We start from the raw sequence: 20,715 nt of genomic DNA, 5'->3' as shown, positions 1-20,715 counted from the left end.
GGTCTGCCGAGTTTTGATATTGTCGGTCTGCCTAACGCAGCTGTTAGAGAGGCGCGGGATCGAGTTCGCTCAGCTATTCGAAACTCAGGCTATCAGTTCCCTTTGCAGCGGGTAACTGTTAATTTGGCGCCTGCGGATTTGCGTAAAGAAGGGTCAGGTCTTGATCTGCCGATTGCCATAGGGATTTTAGCGGCCACTGAACAGTGCTTTTGTTCTACCCTTGATCAGTATGTTTTCTCCGGCGAATTATCGTTAGAGGGGACGCTTCGTCCTGTTCCAGGTGTATTGACTATGGCTATCACTCTGAAACGGGAGAATAATAAGCTGGAATTAGCAGGGGAGAATACTGTCGAAGGGATATGCCTGGTAGTTTCTCCTGAAAATTTGGCTGAAGCGCGTCTTGTGACTGGGCTAGAAACACATAGCACTGCCACCTTAGGGCAAATCCTGCAGGCCCTTGAAAAAAAGCATAACTTCGACGATACGATTTCCACCCTGCTGCCGCAAGCTGAAGCAGGTAATAGAAGCCAGGTGGATTGGGCGGATATACATGGACAACAACATGTTAAACGAGCTTTGGAGATTGCTGCCGCAGGGGGACACAATGTCATTTTGGTTGGGCCACCAGGATCGGGCAAGACGCTCCTGGCTAAGGCCTACTCAGGGATCCTTCCTCAATTAAGCGAGCAGGAAAGCATTGAAGTCACTCAGCTTTACAGTGTTAGTGGGCTGCTGAATTGTAATGGTTCTTTGGTTCAACATCGTCCTTTTCGAAGTCCTCACCATACCGTCACCAAGGCAGGAATGATTGGGGGAGGGCGCGATTTGCGTCCTGGTGAGTTAAGCTTTGCGAATTATGGTGTGCTCTTTTTGGATGAGTTGCCAGAGTTTGCTCGTGAAGTCCTGGAATGTCTCCGTCAACCTTTGGAAGATCGGGAATTGACGATCACTCGACAATCAGGGAGCATTACCTATCCTGCTCATGTCAGTGTTATCGCAAGTATGAACCCTTGTCCGTGTGGATATTATGGTGATCAAGGTCATGTATGCTCATGTACCCCAATGCAAATTCAAAATTATCGGGGAAGGATTTCCGGTCCGCTTTTGGATCGCTTTGACATGCATATTGAGGTGCCAAGGCTGAATTACTCGGAGTTAAAGGATATCACTGATGTCGAGTCTTCAAGTGTGGTTCGGGAGCGAGTGATGGCCGTCCGCAGCAGACAATGGGCCCGTCTTGGACCGGCAAAAACCAATGCGGAAATGACGGCTAAGGAAACTAAAGAATTTGGCAAGTTGACTCCGAGTGGGGAGTCCCTCTTACAAAGGATTTTTGATAGCCAACATCTTAGCGCACGCTCTCATGATCGAATTTTAAGGGTTGCGCGCACGATTGCGGATCTGGGAGATTCCTCAGATATTCTTCCGGAACATTTAGCGGAGGCAATACAGTTTCGCACCTTGGATAAACAACAATATTGATGGAGGGAAATGTTTTGTGAAGAAATTGTTAGGAGCCTTGTGTATTTTTATTTTACTTGCAGGGTGCTCTTTAGAACAGTCCACGCCTAAAGAAGTAATAGATGATAAAAAATCAATTGCAGATACAATAGTGGAGTTTTATGGAAATACCAGTGAACCGATAATAATATATGAGCAAATCTCTTTTGAAGGCGGCACACTTGTACTTGCCGATATGCTGATGGAAGGGGAACATTATCCCGAGCTGCACTTCGTTGATGACAACAATAAAGTTACATACCTCACACGGGGAAGCTACTGTTGGACTCTCAATTATACACAGTTTAAAGGGCGTTACATATATTTCGGACTGGCAGGATCTGAAACACGCCAATACAATGCTAATCCGGTCCCTGTCGAAAAAGTAGAGGCTATCTTTTCGGATAAAACAGTTAGTGTATTACCTAGTAAAAAAATAGTCAAATACATTAATCCGAAGGACAGTCGACTATTTGATAACTCTCAAGGGTATATAATGCCTGTCGAAGGCAGGGATATACCCAGGGATCTTATTTTCATATTTAACAGTGGGGAAAAGAAGTCTATTTTAAAAATGCATATTGAGCGTAGTATAGATTATATGCCTGATTATCTTAAGTCGAAGAAGGCAGAGGTCTATAATTCCTTTGCTTTCACGTTTACACCTATGCTGACTCCAATCGAATGGTATAAGGGGTATGAGGCAGGCGAGGTTTGCCTTGAGGGCAAAACCGATAAGAACAACAATCGCAATGTGCTACATTTACAGCCGGCAGGGCATATGAGTCTTGTGGACTCATTTATCCTCCCTCAGGATATAAAACCATTGTATCTTTCTGATAATTATCGAAGAATTGCGAGCTTTTCAGACGATGAGACTGTTGTCGTGAAGTATCCGGAAAAAAGAGAGCTAATGGATTGTCGCATAGTGAGATTGACAAGAGAGAAAGTTGAAAAGGAAATCGGACTGGACACCCTTACGGTAATAAACACAGATGCAAATGGACAGATCATATTGCCAAAGGATAAGGGATATTACCTGTTCCTACTTCGAACAAATGAGGACAATAACATACAGACATATACCGGGATGTTGATTATTAAATAGGAAAGATGAAAGAATTGAACAAGCAAAAAATAAATTATGGAGTGAACTGGAAATTATAATTTTTCTTGGTGTAGCTCTATCATTTTAGCAGAACGTTGTCATTTAGGACAATTTCGGGAACCCGCAGAACGTTCTACCACATGTCGTGCAAAGGACGCATCGTCCTGGCGCGGACGAAAAAAATTGGAGTATTTCATCAAAGTAGAGTTATATCCGAATGCAGTGTATGTAATTATTGGATGTGGCAGATATTGGTTATTGCGGATGTGGTCAGGACGTATATTGCGCGTGCTTCAATGAAAGTGAGGACGGTATGCTTAAAAAGGTTTTTAATTAAAGAAGTCACTTTATTGGATATGGTTCACGCGCTATTGCGGAAAACAAACAGCTGCTCCTGCAAAATCAGATCGCCGTACAAGTAGAAAACTGTGATTATGTCGTTTATACCGACGAAAAATGGATTGGATTTATTCTCAATCAGCTTATTGTCAATACAGTTAAATACAGTGGCAAAAATCCTTCCCTAATCTTTGAAGCTCATGCGGAGCAAGGCAAGATTATTCTTTCTATCTGTGATAATGGGACAGGTATTTCCGAAGGCGACCTGCCCCGCATTTTTGATAAGGGTTTTACAGGTGAGAACGGAAGAACAACAAGCAAAAGCTAATTCTTCAGATCAGCCATGCAGGAACATACCAGTTTTTCTTATCGATGGGCAAGAGATCGCTTGTCATGCAGACAACAGCACCTGTGCCGATCTCCATCTTATGCTGATTCAAGCTTCCAAAGCGCTCCGGTTCGGTTACCGGGTTAAGCACTTTAAAATGTTTGATTGCCTCCGTGCCGGGGGATGCAGATTTTTTTACCTCGATGGGATATAAGGTACCGTTCTGCATTAGCAGCAGGTCAATCTCCTTTTTATCCTTGTCCCGGTAATAGAAGATAGGTGGTTCCTTCGCGTCGTTCAAATAGCTCTTATAAATCTCGGAAAATACCCAGCTTTCGAAAAATGCGCCGGCCATTGCACCTCTTTCGAGTATTTCGGCATTCCCCCACTTGAGTAGATAAGCACACAGTCCCGTATCCAAAAAATGCAAAAGCGGTGTTTTTACCATTCGCTTGAGCACATTATTTTGGTAAGGTTGCACAATCGCCACAATGTGGGATGATACCAAAATCGACAGCCACTTTTTAGCAGTGGGTGCGCTGACGCCGGTATCCTTCGCCAGTTCGTCATATATGATTGGCTTTGCGGTGCGGGCGGCAACGGCAACCATAAAATTGTAAAAAGACATTTCATCTGCCACCTGGGTCAGATCCTTGATGTCACGCTGCAGATATGAGTTGAAGTAAGAAGAGTAAAAGGTTTCCAGATTGATCTCATTGTCTGCGTATAGTGCCGGTAACCCGCCTCGGAAAATATGTTCGTATATTTCGGACAAATTCATTTTTTTAATGGCTCTTATACGGCTCATTAGCCGCTCCGGGGAAGTTGTAAAGGGTTCGGAGGGTACGCCATTAATTTCACTGCTCGATAAGCCCTGAAGATTTACAATACCAACACGCCCCGCCAAGGACTCACTGACGTTTTTCATCATGTGGAACATCTGTGAGCCGGTCAGCCAAAAATCGCCCTTTCTTCCGGAGCGATCCACGCTCATCTTGATATAAGGGAGGATTTCCGGCGCATATTGAATTTCGTCAATAATGACCGGTGGCGTATAGCGCTGCATGAACAGTGCCGGATCGCTCTTAACAAGAAAACGCATATCGGGATCGTCCAATGTAATATAGGTTCTCTCCGGCTCGGTAAGATGCTGGAGGAGGGTCGTTTTACCCACCTGTCTCGGCCCAGTCATCAGTAGAACAGGAAAAGATTTTGATATTTTTATAATGGAGTCTTCAATAGCCCGTTTGATATACATAGGCTGCACCTCACTATCATTATACATGGTTCATACAGAAGGGTAATTGTCATTTCTAAAGCATTATTTTATTATAGACGGATAAATGTGTATCGTCAATAGAAACCATAGCCATGTGTAACGCCATAACTTAGCACAATTTTGCACATCAGCAACAAAAAATCAGCTTGTTATTTTAGTCTTATAAGGGTATAATATTGATATAAATTTGACTATCGGGAGTGAAAAAATTGGGTACAATAATTAAGTCATCAAGTGAGCTTCGGAAAAATTACAACAGTATCGCTGATATTTGTCGTAAAATGAAAGTACCTGTATTTTTAACCAGAAATGGCGTCGGCGATACAGTTATCATGGATATGGAAACATTCAACCGGCGTGAGGATGATTTGGCGACAGCCGAGCGTTTGCTTACGGTGGAACGTTCCCGTTTGCTTGGAACTCAAGGATATACGGTTGATGAGTTCGAAAAAAACATGAGAGAAGCAATCGCCAGGGGAGCGGAGAATGGAGTGTAATGAAAAGGTATATCAGGTAATTATCGCATCCGAGGCAAATAGCAGAATGTATGACCATTTTGAATTTTTAGCGGGTGTCAGCGTTAATGCAGCAAATAGGCTTTTGGATGGATTGCTTAAAGATATTCGGAATCTCCGAACCGATCCGTTCCGTTATCCTGTGTATAACCGTCCATATCTTCCAGTCGGCAAATACCATTATATACTATCAAACAAAAGGTATCGGATCGTTTATCAGATTATTGGCAATCAAGTGTTTGTGGATGATATCCAGGATTGTCGGCAAGATGATGACAAGTGCATCTTGAATAAATAATTCTAAATCATATTAAGAGGCGCTATCCCTTGAGGGGCAACGCCTCTCTTTTACTTTTCCGTATCGGCTTGGGGTATGAATTTCGGCTATTTCCAGGGTATGAGCCTCGCCGATGGTAAAATAAACGATATTATTTATATCGAGACTGTAAAATAAATCATAAATACGATTGGGAAGGAAAGCCTATGGTCATGAAAACAGTGCTGGCAGTGCATTCTATGCCTGGCCAAAGTATGCAAAGACCGCTCGAAACTATTAGTTTTGAGCGGTCTTGAGGCTAACCTGAAATAATATAGTTTACCTCAAATCATTGTTCTTTTTTCCCGGAAGATTGCGTTCCGCCAATTCAATAGCCATTTTCACCATGTTGCCACAGTCTCTTGAAGAAACTCCTCCAAATCCTTCTTGTTGAAGGGTCCCTGCAAAACCTAACTCTTGAGCAATTTGTTCCTTTAACTGGTTAGACATGATACTACTACGTCGTCTTGACATGAGGATTCCTCCTTTCATTGAGATAGCATTGTTGATGAAAGTGATATTAGTATAACTTTTTGGCAAAGACAGTATGTAATAAAAATTCAAATATTCTTGGTAATTACGGAATGAATAGCCACTTTTAATGAATTATGTATTACTGGAGAAAACAATTGACATCATAGCGCAGACATTTTGTGGCGTTGAGCAAAAGGAGTACATTGGCTTTTTAGGGAAATAGGTTATAATATGAAAAAACAGCGATGGGGTGAATATTTTTGTCATTATTGTTTGGAACCGCAGGAGTCCCGCTTACCGCAACGGATCGCTCCAGTGAAGGTGGAGTGCGATATATTCGGGCGTTGAATCTTGGTGCCTTAGAAATAGAATTTGTTAACGGGGTGCGTATGGGTGAAGAGAAGGCGAGAAAAGTTGGTGCCGTCGCGATAGAGGAAAATGTTGCTTTGACTTGCCATGCCCCTTATTATATTAATCTCAACTCTCGTGAGCCCGAGAAAATTAAGGCGAGCCGGGATCGTATAATTCATACCGCACGTATCTCGCAAATCCTTGGCGTGCGGAGCGTTATTTTTCATCCGGCTTTCAATCATGATGATTCGCCGGAAGTGGTTCTTGCGCGGGTAGTTCGCGAACTTAACCTGGTGCGGGAAACTCTTGATGCGGAGGGAAATGACGTGATCCTTCGTCCGGAAACAACGGGAAAAGGGACTCAGTTTGGTGATCTGGCGGAAACTATTCGAATTGCCAAAGAGGTTTCTGGGGTATTGCCATGTATTGACTTTAGTCATCTTCATGCACGGACCAATGGAAGGTACAACTCTTATGACGAGTTTTGTGAGATACTTAATGAACTTGCCGAGGGGTTGAGAGATCGCTGGGTAAAAAATGTCCATTTCCATATTTCGGGCATTGAATATGGATTAAAGGGCGAGAAGCGACACCTTGTCTTAAAGGAATCCGACTTGTGTTATAAAGAATTACTCAAAGCCTGTCTGACATTTGGCGTGGAAGGGTTGGTCATCTGCGAAAGCCCGAACCTGGAAGAAGATGCTTTGCTCTTACAACAGACTTATCTGGCCTTACGTAAGCAGGGCTGACCTCAAAAGAACACTTTCGCCCGTAGGATGCCTGTCCCCACCGAAGACGAGCGGGGTACTCCTAAGCATCCCATTATTTCATATAGAAAGTGGATATTCGACAATGTTTTACGCAGGAGAAGTGTCCTTTTGTCCAGAAAAGGAGGGTAAAGGAGGGGCGCACTTTGGTGATGGAACAGGAAAAGCTGGTTCGAGCTGCATTACGCACGATTAAGGGCGTTGGAAGCCAACATTTACGTCAGCTTATTGCTTACTTTGGAAGTGCAGTGAAAGCATGGGAGGCTCCTCAGAGTAAATATTTTCAGGTCCCAAACCAGGGAAAATGGATTGGGGAAATTTTAAAGGGGAGAAATAACATTGATCCTCGGGAGATTGGAGAGTCCTTGAGCAAGCAGGGAATTCGGATAATTACACCAGATGAACCTGGTTATCCCGTCTTACTGGCTGAGCTGGCGGATGCGCCTCCACTTCTCTATTATCGTGGGCATCTCCGAGGAGATGCGGAGGTGTTAGCTATAGTAGGTTCACGTCAAGCGACAGCTTATGGAAAAGCCGCGGCACGGATGTTGGCCGGCAACGCTGCAGCCAAAGGAATTGTCATTGCCAGCGGTCTGGCTCGAGGGATTGATACTGCTGCCCATCAAGGGGCGCTCGATAGTGGGGGAATAACCTGGGCTATTCTCGGATGCGGTCTTGACCGGATATATCCTCTGGAAAACCAACGCCTTGCCATGGACATTTTAGCTAAAGGCGCATTATTGAGTGAATTTGCACCGGGTACTCCGCCCAATGCCGTCAATTTCCCAGCGCGAAATCGCTTAATCAGCGGGTGTTCCCGAGGGGTTCTGGTCGTAGAGGCAGCGAAAAAAAGCGGCGCTCTGATCACAGTAGATTTCGCCTTGGAACAAGGGCGGGAAGTATTTGCTGTACCTGGTCCTATTTTTAGCAAGGTGAGCCGGGGGACTCATCATTTACTGCGTCAGGGAGCAAAAATTGTGGAAGGGATTGAAGATATTTGGAATGAGGTACCTGCCTGGTCGAAACAGGGGGATAATGCTTTGCTTAACACCGAACTCTTGCATGAGGAAAAGGAGCTTCCAGGCGAAATGGATCTTGGGTCAATTCTTCAGTTGTTAAGTGACGTTCCTTTGCATATTGATCAGATTACGATTCACTCGACACTTCCCGCGTGCAGTATTTCGCTGGCCTTATTGGAACTGCAATTAGGCGGAAAAATCATACAATTACCGGGGCAACATTATGTATTAGCTCGGGAGTGCTAGACATACTATGAAAAAGGCGTTAAGATAAGGCTTAGTTTGACCAACGTTAACCTAAAACAGAACTCTGAACATGAATCCCTAAGAAGATTTTTCTGTTACAGTGAACTCGTTCAACTAAAAGTTGAACATCGAGACTTCGGTGACGAAAGCCTCCAGTGGAGACTTTCGCCGAAGCCGCACGACCCAAAAGGAACTCTTAGCGGCGAAGTCGGAGCCTACCCCCACCGAAGCAGAGTACGGGGGACCACCCCCACTTGGAGAAGTGGGGGTCTCACGATTGGATGAATTGGTGTTCTCAGGCTTCCAGTTACCTGTAGTTGTTCAAATAATCATTATTTGTCCATAAACCTTGTTTTCAGTCAGAAAACAATTCGAGTTCGAACTTCGTGCCTCGGTGCAGCGAACCTCGATAATAGAGTTTCTTAAAGCTTATTTGAGGTGAAATTATGTCTAAAACGCTTGTTATTGTAGAGTCCCCAGCCAAGGCAAAGTCAATCAGCAAATTCCTGGGAAGCCGTTATTCGGTCAAAGCTTCAATGGGACATTTGCGGGACTTACCGAAGAGTCAATTAGGTGTAGATTTAGAACACGACTTCGAACCCAAATATATTGCGATTCGTGGGCGGGGAGATTTGATTAAGGCTTTACGTCTGGCAGCTAAAGGGGCGGATAAAGTGTTATTGGCTTCTGACCCTGACCGTGAGGGAGAAGCAATTGCCTGGCATCTTTCCCATTTATTAGGTCTTGATCTGAACAAAAAAAATCGAATTGAATTTCACGAAATCACCAAAACGGCTATCCAGACTGCACTTAAGCATCCGCGTCAGATTGATCTGAATCGGGTGGATGCCCAGCAAGCCCGCCGGGTATTGGATCGTTTGGTCGGTTATCAGTTAAGCCCTTTGCTCTGGCGGAAAATCAAGAAAGGTTTAAGTGCAGGTCGAGTGCAATCCGTAGCGGTACGGTTAATTGAGGACCGGGAAGAGCAAATAAGGGCTTTTGTTGCGGATGAGTATTGGAGTCTAACGGCAGACCTCCAATTTGCCGGGGGAAAGTTTCAGACAAAGCTTTTAAAAAAATCCGGGCAAAAGGTCGCAATCGCCTCTCGAGAAGAAATGGAAGCAGTCTTAAAGGATTTAAGGGGGAAAGAATTTCAAGTATCTGATGTTCGTAAGAAAGAGAAGAAAAACCTCCCGGCTCCTCCCTTTACAACGAGCAGTTTGCAGCAAGAAGCCCATCGCAAATTGGGTTTTTCGCCTAAGCGTACCATGATGTTAGCTCAGCAATTGTATGAGGGTCTTGACCTGGGTAAAGAAGGAGCCGTCGGTTTAATTACGTACATGCGGACAGATTCTGTGAAGATCGCCGAAACTGCCCAAGCGGAGGCGAAGGAATGGATTCTGACACACTATGGGAATGATTACTATCCCCCTGAACCCCGCCAGTTCACCAATAAAGCCCGGGCTCAGGAAGCGCATGAAGCGATCCGTCCGACGGTTGCTTTGCGGACTCCGGATTTACTGAAGGGGATTATATCACGGGATCAGCTGCGCTTATACCGCTTGGTATGGGAGCGCTTTATTGCCAGTCAGATGAGTGTGGCCATCATGGATACTTTAACGGTCGATGTGCTGGGGGGGGATTATTTATTTCGAGCGAATGCGTCAACAGTTCGTTTTCCTGGGTTTTTAGCTGTCTATGAAGAAGGCAAAGATGAAGATGAATTAACCGATGAAGAACAAAGCTCCTTGACGATTTCAGTCTCTACCGGAGATAAACTTAAACTTGTTAAACTCCAGGACAAACAACATTTTACGGAACCACCGCCGCGCTTTACAGAGGCCTCTCTCGTTCGCAAGATGGAGGAGGAGGGTATTGGGAGACCAAGTACATATGCACCAACTATTGAAACCATTCAAACCCGGGGGTATGTTGTTAAAGAGGAAAAACAACTCCTTCCTACAGAACTTGGAGAGATCGTAATCACTTTACTTAAAGAATATTTCCCGGATATTTTGAATTTGGAATTTACAGCTAATTTGGAGGAGAAGCTTGATCTAGTTGAAGAAGGAAGGGCTCCCTGGAAGTCGGTGGTTGAAGACTATTATAGGCCTTTCTCCGTGACTTTGGCTCAGGCTGAAGAGAAGATTGGAAAAGTCACAATAGTGGATCAAGTTTCCGAAGAACATTGCGATCTTTGTGGGCGAAATATGGTGATTAAGATGGGGCGCTACGGTAAATTTCTGGCTTGTCCAGGTTTTCCGGAGTGTCGGAATACCAAACCACTTTTTGAAGAAGTAGGCGTTAATTGTCCGAGATGCTCCAAACCTCTCGTTACGCGACGCTCAAAGAAAGGTCGGAAGTTTTATGGCTGTAGCGGCTATCCGGACTGTGATTTTGTGTCATGGGAAATGCCCGCCTCGGAACCTTGCCCGGAGTGTCACCAAATAATGGTAATCAAATCTTCGAAACGATATAAGAAACAGGTGTGCACGAATCAGGAATGCTGTTATACTATAACGATGGAAGAAGGCTGAATCCCGGCTATATTTCGAATAAATTTCGCTAAACAGAGCTATTGGTATAAGGAGAGAATAGATACATGCAGCAACCAATAACTGTTATCGGAGCAGGCCTCGCAGGTTCCGAGGCTGCCTGGCAACTTGCCGAACGCGGTGTGATGGTTGATTTATACGAAATGCGTCCAATTAGATTTACCCCAGCGCATCATACCGACCGATTTGCAGAACTAGTATGCAGCAACTCGCTGCGGGGGGCAGGTTTAGAAATTGCGGTAGGCTTATTAAAAGAAGAAATGCGCCGCTTAGGGTCCCTCATTTTGAGCGCTGCTGATCATAACGCGGTTCCCGCCGGCAGCGCTTTAGCAGTTGATCGGGAACTTTTCTCGAATGAGGTTACCAAAAGGTTGGAAGAACATCCCTATGTCTCTATTTATCGGGGAGAAGTACATAGAATTCCGCAGATTGGGATCACCATTGTTGCTAGCGGCCCATTGACATCGGATGATTTAGCGGAAGATATTTTGAAGTTAACCGGAGAAGAAGCACTTTCTTTTTACGACGCGGCGGCTCCGATCGTTACGCTGGAATCCATAGATCTTAGTAAGGCCTTTTGGGCTTCGCGTTATGATAAGGGAGAAGCAGACTATTTGAACTGTCCGATGACCAGGGAAGAGTACGAACTGTTTCATGAGGCCTTAGTTCAGGCGGAGACAGCGGAAGTCCAAGGATTTGAACGAGAAAAAGTTTTCGAAGGCTGTCTGCCTGTTGAAGTGATGGCCAAGCGTGGCCTTCAGACTCTGACGTTTGGTCCATTAAAGCCTGTTGGCTTGCAGGATCCAAGAACTGGGATTAAACCCTTTGCCGTTGTACAGCTTCGTAAGGAAAATCAGGCAGGCACACTCTTTAATTTGGTGGGTTTTCAAACACAGTTAAAATGGGGGGAACAAAAACGAGTTTTTTCGTTAATTCCCGGTTTGGAAAATGCCGAATTTATGCGATATGGTGTAATGCACCGCAATACTTTTCTCAATGCCCCAAAAGTCCTCAAAGTGGATTTCAGTTTAAAGAATAAACCGGAGCTTTTCTTTGCCGGCCAAATGACAGGGGTTGAAGGATATGTTGAATCTGCTGCCAGCGGACTTCTGGCAGGTCTTAATGCTTGGCGGCGCCTGAGCCGGATGTCACCGCTCGTCTTTCCCTCTGTAACGACGTTAGGCGGACTGGCACGACATTTGGAAGGGTCGCCCAGTGAAAATTTTCAACCGATGAATATGAATTTCGGATTGCTTCCGCCCTTATCAGAACGGATCCGAAATAAGCGTGAAAGAAACGCCAGGATTTCTGCACGGGCTTTGGAGTCCTTAAGAGAGTTTTGTGCGGGGGAGGATTTGGGGAGGTAAGCGACTGTTTGAAAATAGATGAGGCTTTAAGTTTATTTGCCGGTTATCAGCATTCTCAAAACAGATCGGTTCTCACAGTTGCCGCTTATCAAACCGATCTTGTTCAGTTTTTTAGGTTTGCCGCCTTTGAACTGGGTCAGGAATTCGAAACGCTCACGCCGGATCTGATCGATGTCTATATTGTGCGCGGTTTTCTGGGGGTCTTGGCGGAATACGGCTTGACGAGAAAAAGTATGGCTCGTAAGCTTGCCGCTCTACGGTCGTTTTTCAAATTCTTATGCCGTAAGGAAATACTCCAGATAAACCCGGTCCAGCGGGTAGCAAGTCCAAAACTAGGACGAAAACTTCCGAATTTTCTATATTTAGATCAGGTTGAGAGGCTGCTCCGGGCTCCGGAGTGTTCAGATCTACTGGGTGCTCGCGATCAAGTAATTATCGAGTTGCTCTATGGGTCCGGACTTAGGGTTAGTGAACTGGTTGGCTTAGATCGGGAGAATCTTGATTTAGAGATCGGGCTGATTCGAGTCCTTGGCAAGGGGAGTAAGGAACGGGTGGTCCCTATCACAAACCATGCGATCCAGGCCATCGAAAGGTATCTCGGGATGAGGAAGGATCCCTTTAATATTCTTTTACTCAATTACCAGGGGACGCGGTTATCAGCCAGGTCTGTCAGACGGATTTTGGACAAACTGGTCGCGGGGATTAGTCTGGAACAACATGTAAATCCACATATGCTCCGTCATTCTTTTGCGACGCATATGTTGGATGGCGGAGCGGATTTAAGAAGTGTGCAAGAGTTACTGGGCCATACCAAGCTTTCTTCAACCCAAATATATACACATCTAACCCGAGAACGACTTAAAAAAGTCTATGCTCAGGCGCATCCCCGAGCGAAAGAAACCCATAGGCCGCAAGTAGAGTGATTATTCATAAATAATGCAAATTGCCTACAATTTACTTGACACGCTAAAAATTCCTTGTAAACTTTATTGAAAGGGGTGTTAGTTTTGTTTCAGGCAACGACCATTATCGCAGTGAAAAAAGGGGAACAAGTAGCCATAGCGGGTGACGGCCAAGTAACCTTTGGGCAGGCAACCGTAATGAAACATAAAGCCCGGAAAGTGCGTCGTTTGTTTAAAGGAAAAGTGATTGCAGGGTTTGCGGGATCCGTCGCGGATGCGTTTACACTATTTGATAAGTTTGAAAAAAAACTCGAAGAGTATCATGGAAATCTTCAGCGTGCGGCTGTAGAGCTGGCGAAGGAATGGCGAACAGACAAAATGCTGCGGAACCTTGAAGCATTGCTTATCGTGGCGGATACCCAAAATCTCTTGATTGTATCCGGATCGGGTGAAGTGATTGAACCGGATGATGGAATCGCCGCCATTGGATCAGGTGGAAACTATGCTTTAGCCGCCGCTCGCGCTTTGGTGAAACATACCGATTTACCGACGAAGGAGATCGTACGAGAGGCGATGCTTATAGCTGCTTCAATTTGTGTTTATACTAATGAACAAATTAATGTGGAAGAGTTATAGGGGGTGAGACTATGGACAACTTGACACCTCGAGAAATTGTCCGTGAATTAGACAGGTTTATCGTAGGACAAGATGCGGCAAAACGAGCTGTTGCGGTTGCTTTGCGTAATCGCTACCGTCGTTCTTGTTTGTCAGAGCAATTGCAAGAAGAAATTATACCCAAAAATATTTTAATGATTGGTCCAACAGGCGTTGGCAAGACGGAGATTGCCCGGCGGTTATCAAAGCTTGTTCACGCCCCATTTATTAAGATTGAAGCCACGAAATTTACGGAAGTTGGGTATGTAGGCCGGGATGTGGAAGCCATTATTCGTGACTTGGTCGAGATAGCTTTACGGATGGTGAAGGTGGAGCGCGCTGATAAGGTGCAAGCCCAGGCAGCAATCAAGGCCGAGCAACGCTTAATCGAGCTGTTAGTTCCGGGAAAACGTTCCGAGAGTACATCTGGCAACCCCTTTCAGATGTTGTTTGGGCAAACTCCGGATTCAGAAAAGAAGATCGACCTGACTCCCGAAATGGAGAAAAAACGTAAGTTAGTAGCTGACCGCTTGCAGCGGGGGGACCTTGAAGAGCAGGTTATTGAAATTACGGTTGAAGAAACTACGCCGCTTTCCGATATGCTGGGCAACAATAACATGATGGAAATGGGCTTGAATATCCAGGATATGATGTCAGGTATGCTCCCTAAGCGGCACAAAAAGAGAAACGTAACTGTTCGCGAAGCGCGAAAGATCTTGGTCCATGAAGAAACTCAAAATCTAATAGATCAAGATGAAGCGGTTCAGGATGCTATTCGAAGAACAGAACATGAGGGTATAGTTTTCCTGGACGAAATTGATAAAATTGCCGGTCGCGATGGTGCGGGCGGCCCGGACGTTTCCAGGGGAGGAGTACAACGCGACATTCTCCCGATCGTGGAAGGCTCTACTATCGCAACAAAGTATGGCCCGGTTGAAACCGATCATATCCTGTTTATTGCTGCAGGCGCCTTCCATCTCAGCAAGCCGTCTGATCTTATTCCGGAACTTCAGGGAAGATTCCCTATTCGGGTGGAACTTGAATCGTTAAGCGTAGCTGATTTCAAACGTATTCTTACGGAACCTCAATCGTCGTTGATTAAACAGTACAGCGCATTATTGGGAGCGGAAGGCATAATGGTAGATTTTACCGAGAATGCGATTGATGAATTAGCAGAGGTTGCCTACAAAGTCAATTCCAGCACAGAAAATATCGGGGCTAGACGACTCCATACGATTGTAGAAAAAGTACTTGAAGAATTGTCTTTCGAAGCCTCGGAACTGCCTGGAGATTATACGGTGACCATTAATCGAGAATATGTTCAACAGCGTTTAGGCAATGTTGTCCAAAATCAAGATTTAGCGCGCTATATTCTGTAGATACAATGATCGACTTATCGAGACGCGAAGTTCGGGGTACGAGGTTCGAGGGCATGTCATCTTTACAGACCTTGACGGGCTCCGCAGGGAGTAATCTTACTGTTTAGCAGGAGGTTTTTTCATGGATGAACATGATTATGTTTACCAACTGAGACCGCTTATCGTTCCCGCCGTTATGTTTTTAATCCTTTATCCCCTTGTTATAGGGGGTGTGCATTTCTTTAATAAACTCCCAATCATAGAACTAAGGATTTTAATAGGGATCTACGTCACAGCAGCGTTCGGAATTTTATTTTTATGGGTTATCGGGAAGAGTAAACATGTGTATATTAAAGATCGGCAAATTGTCTTTCGGTCGTTACTTGGTACACACATCTTAGAACCGCAAGATATTCGTCGGGTAGCCTTCTATTTTGATGGAAAAGGGCAGGAAGTGGCTCAGATCCGTACGGGAGGTAAGCTTTATTACCTGAGCGAATTCTATTTTCCCTTTCCCGAGCTTATGAGTGACTTAGAGATTTTCATCCAGAAGTACGATTTGCGCTCAAATCTGGAGAGCTATGCCGGTTTGATCCAATCCTGAGACCCCCCACTTCTATAAGTGGGGGTGGGTTCTTCGTAACTTCAGATGGGGTAGAGTCCCCATCTGAAGCCTCGATGTTCAGCTTTAGCGTAAACGAGTTCACTGATTAGGATACTGCTATTTGCAGGCAATTCGTTGCAAAGCCCTGAAGAATGTGCTAATCTATTGGCAGTGTGATTTATAATAAAACACGCAGAGGGATTAAGGCGTTAGTTCCCTGTCGGGAGGCAGGGGGCGTTTTGAGATGAACCTGCGGAGGAAAAAACAAAAGAAAGTTGGTTTAACAAGAATGGCAGTAATTTCTATGAAACAATTATTGGAAGCAGGTGTCCACTTCGGACATCAAACTCGTCGTTGGAATCCGAAAATGGCGCGCTATATTTTTACGGAGCGCAATGGGATCTATATTATTGATCTGCAAAAAACCGTAAAAAAAGTGGATGAAGCCTATAACTATGTTCGGAACCTCGCTGCTGAGGGTGGGACCATGTTATTCGTGGGTACTAAGAAACAAGCTCAAGAGTCGGTCAAAGATGAAGCGGAACGTTGTGGCATGTATTATGTGAACGAGCGTTGGTTAGGCGGTATGCTTACGAATTTCCAAACGATCCAGAAACGTGTCGATCGTTTGCGCGTTTTGGAACGGATGGAAACTGAAGGGGTTTTCGAAGTGCTCACGAAGAAAGAAGTTTCGACACTCCGTCATGAGATGGAGAAATTGGAACGCTTTTTAGGTGGCATCAAAAATATGAAAAAACTGCCAGAGGCCTTGTTTATCGTAGATCCTCGAAAAGAGCGTATAGCGGTCGCCGAAGCACGCCGTTTGAAAATTCCGATTGTTGCAATTGTGGATACAAACTGCGATCCGGATGAAATCGATGTTGTAATTCCGGCTAACGATGATGCAATCCGTGCTGTCAAGTTACTCACTTCGAAGATGGCTGATGCAATTATCGAAGGGCAACTTAGTAACGATGGCGAAGAGGAAGATGGAGATGGAGATGGAGATGGAGAAGAATAGGAATCTGGAGGTGTGACCATGGCAGGAGTTAGTGCAACTCAAGTAAAAGAACTCAGGGAACGTACCGGGGCAGGAATGATGGATTGCAAAAAGGCACTTGAACAATGTAATGGTGATGTTGAAAAGGCCTGTGATTTTCTACGCGAGAAAGGACTTGCAGCCGCTGCTAAAAAGGAAGGGCGGATTGCAGCTGAAGGGACTATTGAGTCCTATATTCATGGCGGCGGACGCATCGGCGTGTTGCTTGAAGTGAACTGTGAAACAGACTTTGTGTCTCGCGGGGATGAATTTAGAACGTTAGTTCATGATCTTGGGTTGCATATAGCAGCATCGAACCCACAATATTTGAACAAAGAAGATGTGCCCGCAGAAGTACTCCAGCATGAGAGAGATATCTTAAAAGCTCAAGCACTTAATGAAGGAAAGCCTGAGAAGATAATTGAAAAGATGGTAGAAGGTCGGATCGAAAAGTTCTATAAAGAAGTTTGTTTAATGGACCAAGCTTTCGTCAAAGATCCAGATAAAAGCATCCGCGAATTGGTGCTCGATAAAACCGCCAAAATCGGTGAGCGCATTGTTGTTCGTCGGTTTACTCGCTATGAGTTAGGTGCGGGTCTTGAAAAACGACAAGATGATTTTGCATCAGATGTCATGAAAGAAATGAATCGATAAGTCAACCTAGACAATCTATCTAGAGAACACCCTGGTGTTCTCTTTTTCGAATGTGAGAGGATTTCTCTCTCCAAGCGTGGAATTAGATTGAGGGAGGTTAATCCATGGAAAAACCACGTTATAATCGACTGGTCCTTAAGATTAGCGGGGAAGCGCTGGCAGGTACTCAAGGCTTTGGACTTCAACAGGAGATGCTGGTTTCTGTTGCGGCTCAGGTGGCAGAAATTCGAGGTATGGGGGTTGAAGTTTGCGTGGTTGTTGGCGGCGGAAACTTATGGCGTGGCATTGCGGGAAGTGCCCAAGGGATGGACCGTGCGACGGCTGATTATATGGGTATGTTGGCAACAGTGATGAATGCCTTGGCTTTGCAGGATGCTTTGGAAAAAGCGGGGTCAGATACCCGTGTCTTATCGGCTATCGAAATGCGACAGGTTGCTGAGCCTTATATCCGGCGTCGAGCGATTCGACATATGGAAAAAGGACGCATTGTGATTTTTGCAGCTGGAACAGGTAATCCCTATTTCTCGACGGATACAACGGCTGCTTTAAGGGCCGCTGAGGTCGAGGCTGAAGTCATTTTGATGGCCAAACGGGTGGATGGGGTTTACGATCTTGATCCGCTTAAGAATCCCCAAGCCAAGAAGTTTGACCGTTTAAGTTATCTCGATGTCCTTAGCAAAGGATTAGGAGTGATGGATTCCACTGCCACCTCACTTTGCATGGATAATAATATCCCGGTCATAGTTTTTGACCTGACAATATGGGGTAATATTCGAAGGGTAATTATGGGTGAAGCAATTGGAACTTATGTGGGGAGGGATAGTTAATGATCGCTGAGGTGCTTAGAGACGCAGAAGAGCGGATGCTTAAAGGGGTTGATGTTTTACGGAAAGAGTATGCCACAATTCGGGCCGGCCGCGCAAATCCGGGTATCTTGGATAAGGTTATGGTTGAATACTATGGGGCTCCTACTCCTATTAACCAGCTTGCCAATATCTCTGCTCCTGAACCAAGATTGCTGGTTATTCAGGCTTGGGAAAAATCCGTTCTGCCTGCTATTGAAAGGGCAATCATGAAATCAGATTTAGGGCTGAATCCGTCAAGTGATGGGGTAGTGATTCGCTTAATCATTCCTCAACTTACGGCTGAGCGGCGCGTGGAATTGGTCAAAAAAGTTAAAAAAGAGGCGGAAGAAGCGCGTGTCGCAGCTCGTAACGTACGGCGAGATGTCAATGATAGGCTTAAGAAACTGGAGAAAGATCACGGGGCATCCAAAGACGAGATCAAGAGGGCCCAAGAAGATGTTCAAAAGATGACAGACAAGATCATTAAAGAAATTGAATATGTAATGAAAACTAAGGAAAGTGAAATCACTGAAGTATGATGCAAGGTTTACTCGGTCGAAATTGGAACGAGGTAAAACTCGAACTTGAACGCAAGGGAAAACCTTACACTTTTCTAATCTCGCGCCCTCATGGTAGAATGGAAGCGTGGGGAAGTTGCCGTGTAGTCCGCGTTAGAGAATTCGACGATCGTGTGGAGGTTGTCTTAGCGCATGAGAAATTTTCGCCAAGGCAGCCATAGACCCTTTACTCGAGGTTCGAAGTTCGATGATCGAGGTTCAATATTTAGACTCCGAACCACGAAAACACGAACCGCGAACTTTGAGTGGGGGGTCTTTTTTCGAGGTTCGAGGTTCGAGGTTCGAGGTTCGAGGTTCGAAGTTCGAAGTTCGAAGCGCGAGGTCCGAGGTCCGAACCTCGAGTATGGGGGTGGAAATTATGAGGGTCAAACCTTGGAAACGAGATATAGTAGAATCAGAAGACTGGGTTGCTATGGACCGCCTCCCTCGTCATATTGCCATTATCATGGACGGAAACGGGCGATGGGCTCAGAAACGAGCGCTTCCTCGTTCAATGGGGCATCGGGCGGGTGTTGAGGCCTTACGACAGATCGTTAAGACGTGTTCAAAACTTAAAATTCAGGTCTTGACTGTTTATGCGTTTTCTACTGAAAATTGGAGAAGGCCCAAAGATGAAGTGGGAGTGCTGATGACACTGCTCACGGAGTACCTGAGAAAGGAACTCCTTGAGCTGCAGCAAAATAATGTCATTATTCGTACTATGGGGAAAATTAATGACCTTCCGTTGGAAGCACAACACGAATTAGCACACGCGATGGAGAGTACTCGTGAAAATACGGGTCTGATTCTTAACCTTGCTCTAAATTATGGCGGGCGAGCTGAGATTATCGACACAGTAAAGAGTTTGAGTAAAGAAGTCTTAAGCGGAAAGCTGCGAATCGAAGAGATAGATGAGCAACGCTTTGGTGAATCACTCTACACCCGAGGGTTACCGGACCCGGATATGCTGATTCGAACCTCAGGCGAAATAAGGTTAAGTAACTTCCTGCTCTGGCAGTTGGCCTATACAGAAATTGTTATAGTTGAAGAGCTTTGGCCGGATTTTGGTCAAAAAGCTTTAATTGAAGCGATCAAAGCTTACCAGAAACGAGATCGACGTTTCGGCGGAATACATACAAATTGAGGAGAGCACATGCTTACTAGAACAATCAGTGCCCTGATTGGTGCACCGCTTTTCTTAGGACTTATATATTTAGGCGGGCAATATACTGCGTTTTTGGTTACTGTGTTAACGTTATTGGCATTGCGGGAATTTATGCTAATTGGTGAGCAGATGGGTATACGTTCCTGGTCTATACTAACGACGCTTGTTACGGTTGTCTGGCTGATTAGTTTGTTGATCGGCGGGGCAGAATGGATGTTGCCGGTTCTTATCTTCTGGCTTTTAATCGGACTTGGGCGGCTTGCCTTGAATTATCCGAGGACGTCTTTGTCAGAAGCAAGTTTTAATCTAATAGCGGTCTTTTATTCGGTTGTCTTATTATCCCATCTTTATTTGCTTCGTCAGCTTCCGGGAGGATTAGAATGGACTTTTTTTACAATTTTTTTGGTCTGGGCTACGGATATAGGTGCATACCTTATTGGGAGACAATTTGGAAGCCATCTTTTGGCCCGCCAGGTAAGCCCAAAGAAAACTGTGGAAGGTGCGCTTGGAGGGTTATTGTTTAGCATTGCCGTGGCCTTATTGTTCTGGCGCATTGTCGGCGGAGCTGCTTGGATTATGTATATCAGCTTGGCTGTTATTATCGGAATCAGCGCACAAATCGGTGATTTGTTCGAGTCAGCTTTGAAGCGCAGCGCCGGGGTTAAAGATTCCGGAAAGCTTATTCCAGGGCATGGTGGGATCTTGGACCGGTTCGATAGTCTCATTTTTACACTTCCCTTGGTGTATTATGGGGTAAAGTTACTTTTGTGAGG

At 45.1% G+C, this 20,715-nt stretch carries 21 protein-coding genes; 19 read left to right on the top strand and 2 right to left on the bottom strand.

Annotated features, from left to right (window positions below; translation table 11 throughout):
* From AC6I5A_RS13405 to AC6I5A_RS13395, 3 genes are all read left to right on the top strand, one after another.
* A partial coding sequence (locus AC6I5A_RS13405) for a YifB family Mg chelatase-like AAA ATPase (protein ID WP_034617005.1) occupies positions 1–1,482 on the top strand: 1,482 nt, incomplete at its 5' end.
* 16 nt (positions 1,483–1,498) lie between these two features.
* Positions 1,499–2,608: a hypothetical protein gene (locus AC6I5A_RS13400; protein ID WP_034617002.1), complete on the top strand. Its 1,110-nt coding sequence runs from the start codon at positions 1,499–1,501 to the stop codon at positions 2,606–2,608.
* A gap of 349 nt (positions 2,609–2,957) precedes the next feature.
* The gene (locus tag AC6I5A_RS13395) at positions 2,958–3,275 is read left to right on the top strand and encodes an ATP-binding protein (protein ID WP_497900768.1); all 318 of its coding nucleotides are present in this window, start codon (positions 2,958–2,960) and stop codon (positions 3,273–3,275) included.
* A gap of 4 nt (positions 3,276–3,279) precedes the next feature.
* Here the strand turns inward: AC6I5A_RS13395 and AC6I5A_RS13390 are convergent, their stop codons facing one another.
* Positions 3,280–4,533: an ATP-binding protein gene (locus AC6I5A_RS13390; protein WP_034616999.1), complete on the bottom strand. Its 1,254-nt coding sequence runs from the start codon at positions 4,531–4,533 to the stop codon at positions 3,280–3,282.
* Between the two features lie 230 nt (positions 4,534–4,763).
* On the opposite strand from AC6I5A_RS13390, the gene AC6I5A_RS13385 reads away from it, so the two are divergent.
* Positions 4,764–5,051 carry a type II toxin-antitoxin system Phd/YefM family antitoxin gene (locus AC6I5A_RS13385; RefSeq protein ID WP_497900767.1) on the top strand — a complete coding sequence of 96 codons (288 nt, stop codon included), beginning with the start codon at positions 4,764–4,766 and terminating at the stop codon, positions 5,049–5,051.
* Complete coding sequence (locus AC6I5A_RS13380; RefSeq protein ID WP_034616996.1) at positions 5,041–5,367, top strand: type II toxin-antitoxin system RelE/ParE family toxin; 327 nt, start codon at positions 5,041–5,043, stop codon at positions 5,365–5,367. Before AC6I5A_RS13385 ends, AC6I5A_RS13380 begins: the two co-directional genes overlap by 11 nt.
* Before the next feature lie 297 nt (positions 5,368–5,664).
* On the opposite strand, the gene AC6I5A_RS13375 is transcribed toward AC6I5A_RS13380, so the two are convergent.
* Positions 5,665–5,859, bottom strand: a complete 195-nt coding sequence (locus AC6I5A_RS13375) for a small, acid-soluble spore protein, alpha/beta type (protein WP_034616993.1) — start codon at positions 5,857–5,859, stop codon at positions 5,665–5,667.
* A gap of 260 nt (positions 5,860–6,119) precedes the next feature.
* Here AC6I5A_RS13375 and AC6I5A_RS13370 point away from each other — a divergent pair, with 260 nt between their 5' ends.
* The 14 genes from AC6I5A_RS13370 (at position 6,120) to AC6I5A_RS13305 (ending at position 20,713) form a co-directional block, all read left to right on the top strand.
* Positions 6,120–6,959: a TIM barrel protein gene (locus AC6I5A_RS13370; RefSeq protein ID WP_034616991.1), complete on the top strand. Its 840-nt coding sequence runs from the start codon at positions 6,120–6,122 to the stop codon at positions 6,957–6,959.
* Between the two features lie 170 nt (positions 6,960–7,129).
* Positions 7,130–8,242, top strand: a complete 1,113-nt coding sequence (dprA, locus tag AC6I5A_RS13365; RefSeq protein WP_052168108.1) for a DNA-processing protein DprA — start codon at positions 7,130–7,132, stop codon at positions 8,240–8,242.
* Positions 8,243–8,688: 446 nt separating this feature from the next.
* Complete coding sequence (gene topA / locus AC6I5A_RS13360; RefSeq protein ID WP_034616985.1) at positions 8,689–10,779, top strand: type I DNA topoisomerase; 2,091 nt, start codon at positions 8,689–8,691, stop codon at positions 10,777–10,779.
* 65 nt (positions 10,780–10,844) lie between these two features.
* The gene (gene trmFO, locus AC6I5A_RS13355; protein WP_034616982.1) at positions 10,845–12,164 is read left to right on the top strand and encodes a methylenetetrahydrofolate--tRNA-(uracil(54)-C(5))-methyltransferase (FADH(2)-oxidizing) TrmFO; all 1,320 of its coding nucleotides are present in this window, start codon (positions 10,845–10,847) and stop codon (positions 12,162–12,164) included.
* Between the two features lie 8 nt (positions 12,165–12,172).
* Positions 12,173–13,087, top strand: a complete 915-nt coding sequence (xerA, locus tag AC6I5A_RS13350) for a site-specific tyrosine recombinase/integron integrase (RefSeq protein ID WP_034616980.1) — start codon at positions 12,173–12,175, stop codon at positions 13,085–13,087.
* Positions 13,088–13,171: 84 nt separating this feature from the next.
* A complete protein-coding gene (hslV, locus tag AC6I5A_RS13345) occupies positions 13,172–13,702 on the top strand; it encodes an ATP-dependent protease subunit HslV (protein WP_034616978.1) in 531 nt (176 codons plus the stop codon).
* A gap of 11 nt (positions 13,703–13,713) precedes the next feature.
* Entirely contained in the window at positions 13,714–15,099 is a 1,386-nt protein-coding gene (gene hslU, locus AC6I5A_RS13340; RefSeq protein ID WP_034616976.1) for an ATP-dependent protease ATPase subunit HslU, read from the top strand.
* A gap of 121 nt (positions 15,100–15,220) precedes the next feature.
* Positions 15,221–15,682, top strand: a complete 462-nt coding sequence (locus tag AC6I5A_RS13335) for a hypothetical protein (RefSeq protein WP_034616973.1) — start codon at positions 15,221–15,223, stop codon at positions 15,680–15,682.
* Positions 15,683–15,971: 289 nt separating this feature from the next.
* The gene (rpsB, locus tag AC6I5A_RS13330) at positions 15,972–16,703 is read left to right on the top strand and encodes a 30S ribosomal protein S2 (RefSeq protein ID WP_034617022.1); all 732 of its coding nucleotides are present in this window, start codon (positions 15,972–15,974) and stop codon (positions 16,701–16,703) included.
* A gap of 18 nt (positions 16,704–16,721) precedes the next feature.
* Positions 16,722–17,375: a translation elongation factor Ts gene (gene tsf / locus AC6I5A_RS13325; RefSeq protein ID WP_034616970.1), complete on the top strand. Its 654-nt coding sequence runs from the start codon at positions 16,722–16,724 to the stop codon at positions 17,373–17,375.
* Between the two features lie 104 nt (positions 17,376–17,479).
* The gene (gene pyrH / locus AC6I5A_RS13320) at positions 17,480–18,202 is read left to right on the top strand and encodes a UMP kinase (RefSeq protein ID WP_034616968.1); all 723 of its coding nucleotides are present in this window, start codon (positions 17,480–17,482) and stop codon (positions 18,200–18,202) included.
* Positions 18,202–18,759, top strand: coding sequence for a ribosome recycling factor (gene frr / locus AC6I5A_RS13315; protein ID WP_034616966.1), 558 nt, complete (start codon positions 18,202–18,204; stop codon positions 18,757–18,759). The genes pyrH and frr overlap by 1 nt, the downstream gene beginning before the upstream one ends.
* A gap of 397 nt (positions 18,760–19,156) precedes the next feature.
* Positions 19,157–19,921, top strand: coding sequence for an undecaprenyl pyrophosphate synthase (gene uppS / locus AC6I5A_RS13310; protein WP_052168107.1), 765 nt, complete (start codon positions 19,157–19,159; stop codon positions 19,919–19,921).
* A 9-nt stretch (positions 19,922–19,930) separates the two neighbouring features.
* Entirely contained in the window at positions 19,931–20,713 is a 783-nt protein-coding gene (locus AC6I5A_RS13305; RefSeq protein ID WP_034616962.1) for a phosphatidate cytidylyltransferase, read from the top strand.
* Positions 20,714–20,715: the final 2 nt, after the last annotated feature.

The organism is Desulfosporosinus sp. Tol-M2, assembly GCF_059735615.1.
This window is presented reverse-complemented; position numbering and strand designations above follow the sequence as displayed.

Coding starts and splice junctions, on each gene's coding strand:
- AC6I5A_RS13390 (WP_034616999.1), bottom strand. CDS start 4,533: ATGTATATCAAACGGGCTATTGAAGACTCCATTATAAAAATATCAAAA.
- AC6I5A_RS13380 (WP_034616996.1), top strand. CDS start 5,041: ATGGAGTGTAATGAAAAGGTATATCAGGTAATTATCGCATCCGAGGCA.
- AC6I5A_RS13375 (WP_034616993.1), bottom strand. CDS start 5,859: ATGTCAAGACGACGTAGTAGTATCATGTCTAACCAGTTAAAGGAACAA.
- dprA (WP_052168108.1), top strand. CDS start 7,130: ATGGAACAGGAAAAGCTGGTTCGAGCTGCATTACGCACGATTAAGGGC.
- topA (WP_034616985.1), top strand. CDS start 8,689: ATGTCTAAAACGCTTGTTATTGTAGAGTCCCCAGCCAAGGCAAAGTCA.
- trmFO (WP_034616982.1), top strand. CDS start 10,845: ATGCAGCAACCAATAACTGTTATCGGAGCAGGCCTCGCAGGTTCCGAG.
- hslU (WP_034616976.1), top strand. CDS start 13,714: ATGGACAACTTGACACCTCGAGAAATTGTCCGTGAATTAGACAGGTTT.
- AC6I5A_RS13335 (WP_034616973.1), top strand. CDS start 15,221: ATGGATGAACATGATTATGTTTACCAACTGAGACCGCTTATCGTTCCC.
- rpsB (WP_034617022.1), top strand. CDS start 15,972: ATGGCAGTAATTTCTATGAAACAATTATTGGAAGCAGGTGTCCACTTC.
- tsf (WP_034616970.1), top strand. CDS start 16,722: ATGGCAGGAGTTAGTGCAACTCAAGTAAAAGAACTCAGGGAACGTACC.
- pyrH (WP_034616968.1), top strand. CDS start 17,480: ATGGAAAAACCACGTTATAATCGACTGGTCCTTAAGATTAGCGGGGAA.
- frr (WP_034616966.1), top strand. CDS start 18,202: ATGATCGCTGAGGTGCTTAGAGACGCAGAAGAGCGGATGCTTAAAGGG.
- uppS (WP_052168107.1), top strand. CDS start 19,157: ATGAGGGTCAAACCTTGGAAACGAGATATAGTAGAATCAGAAGACTGG.
- AC6I5A_RS13305 (WP_034616962.1), top strand. CDS start 19,931: ATGCTTACTAGAACAATCAGTGCCCTGATTGGTGCACCGCTTTTCTTA.